The sequence below is a fragment of the Phytoactinopolyspora endophytica genome, assembly GCF_004138495.1.
In the GTDB taxonomy this organism is placed as follows: Bacteria; Actinomycetota; Actinomycetes; order Jiangellales; family Jiangellaceae; genus Phytoactinopolyspora; species Phytoactinopolyspora endophytica.
The window spans coordinates 179,543-181,854 of record NZ_ML142851.1 but is presented as its reverse complement, the minus strand read 5'-3'; the positions used below and the strand labels follow the sequence as shown (position 1 = coordinate 181,854).

The following is a 2,312-nucleotide window of genomic DNA, read 5'->3' as shown; positions in this document are numbered from 1 at the left end:
GGAGAACCCGGTCGCGATCTACCACGACCCGAACCTCGCTCCCTCGCACCACTACGTCGCCGCGTACCGGTGGCTGCAGGAACCGCCGGCCAGCGGCGGCTTCGGTGCCGATGCCGTGGTCCATCTCGGCAAGCACGGCACATTGGAATGGCTGCCCGGCAAGGGGTTGGGCCTGTCCGACGACTCCGCACCGGACGCCGTGCTGGGCGACCTCCCGCTGATCTACCCGTTCATCGTCAACGACCCGGGCGAAGGAACGCAGGCGAAGCGTCGCGCCCATGCCGTCCTGATCGACCACATGATTCCGCCGATGGCACGTGCCGACACCTACGGTGACCTGGCGAAGCTGGAGCAGCTGCTGGACGAGTACGCCACGGTCGCCGAGCTGGACCCGGCCAAGGCGCCCACGGTGCGGACCCAGATCTGGGAGCTGGTGACGCAGGCGCAGCTCCACCACGACCTGCACACCGAGCAGATGCCCGGGGAGGACGACTTCGACGACTTCGTCCTGCACATCGACGGCTACCTGTGCGAGATCAAGGACGTCCAGATCCGGGACGGGCTGCACATCCTCGGCCGCGCTCCGGAGGGCAAGGAACTGGTGAACGACGTGCTGGCGGTTCTACGGGCGCGCCAGGTGTTCGGCGGCGAGACCGCGCACCGTGGCCTGCGCGGAGCGATCGCCGCATGGGCCGGCCTCGACGAGCAGGTGCTCCTGGCCGAGCCGGGTGCCGCCGTCGAGGACTCCGACGGGCTGCGGACGCTCCGTGCCGTCAGCAGCGTCCCGCAGAGTGATGCCCCCGACGCTCCCGCTGCGGGACGCAACGGGATGGCGGGGTCGGACGTCGTCGATCTCCTCGAGACCGTCGCCCGAGGACTCGTCGAGGAGCTGGCGCGGCGCGGCTGGCGCCCGGACGAGGCGAAGCGCGTCGTCGCCGATGTGCTCAGTGCCGACGTCGACGAGGTGGCCGACGTGCTGCGGTTCGGCGCCGAGCAGCTGGTGCCCAGACTCGCCCGGACGACGGACGAGATCACCAACTCGGTACGCGCGCTCGACGGCCGCTACATCGCCCCCGGCCCGTCCGGCTCGCCGACCCGCGGCCTGGTCAACGTGTTGCCGACCGGCCGCAACATGTACGCCGTCGACCCCAAGGCGATCCCGTCGCGCAACGCCTGGGACGTCGGCGTCGCGCTCGGCGACTCGCTGCTGCGCCGCCACAAGGCCGAGACCGGCGCGTTCCCGACGTCGGTGGGTCTCACCGTGTGGGGCACGGCGGCCATGCGCACGCAAGGTGACGACATCGCCGAGGTGCTGTGGCTGCTGGGAGTCCGCCCGCTGTGGGACGAGGCGTCGCGTCGGGTGACCGGCTTCGAGGTGGTTCCGCCGGAGGAGCTGCTGCTCGACGACGAGCCGCGTCCCCGGGTCGACGTGACGGTACGCATCTCCGGGTTCTTCCGAGAGGCCTTCCCGCACGTGATCGGCGTCATCGACGACGCGATACGGACCGTCGCCGAGCTCGACGAGGACGCGACACTCAACCACCTGCGCGCCCACGTCGCCGAAGATCTCGACGCGGGAGCCGACCCGAGGCGCGCCACGGCCCGTATCTTCGGATCCAAGCCCGGCGCCTACGGGGCCGGGATGTTGCCACTGGTGGACGCCCGGAACTGGCGCACCGACGCCGACCTCGCCGAGGTCTACGCGGTGTGGGGCGGCTACGCCTACGGGCGCGGGTTGGACGGCGTCGAGGCCAGGTCGGACATGGAGAAGGCGTTCTCCCGGATCCAGGTGGCGGTCAAGAACCAGGACACCCGCGAGCACGACATCCTCGACTCGGACGACTACTACCAGTACCACGGCGGCATGGTCGCGATGGTCCGCCAGCTCACCGGCAGCGCACCCGCGGCGTACATCGGCGACTCGGCGGTGACCAAGCACGTCAAGACCCGGTCGCTCTCCGAGGAGACGGCGCGGGTCTTCCGGGCCCGCGTCGTCAATCCGAAGTGGATCGCCGCGATGCAGCGGCACGGATACAAGGGCGCCTTCGAGATGGCGGCCACCGTCGACTACCTCTTCGGGTACGACGCCACGGCCGGCGTCGTCGAGGACTGGATGTACGAGAAGCTCACCGAGGAGTACGTCCAGAACCCGGAGGTCGCCGAGTTCTTCCGCCGCTCCAACCCATGGGCCCGCAAGGGCATGGCGGAGCGCCTCCTCGAGGCCGCCCAGCGCGGCCTGTGGAGCGAGCCGTCCGCGGAGGCGATGGAGGCGCTCCAGCAGGCCGTTCTCGAAACCGAAGGCGACCTGGAAG

The 2,312-nt window shown here is 70.4% G+C and carries 1 protein-coding gene; it reads left to right on the top strand.

Going from position 1 to position 2,312, the window contains the following annotated elements; all coding sequences use genetic code 11:
* A partial coding sequence (cobN, locus tag ELR45_RS37080) for a cobaltochelatase subunit CobN (RefSeq protein WP_205856156.1) occupies positions 1–2,312 on the top strand: 2,312 nt, incomplete at both ends.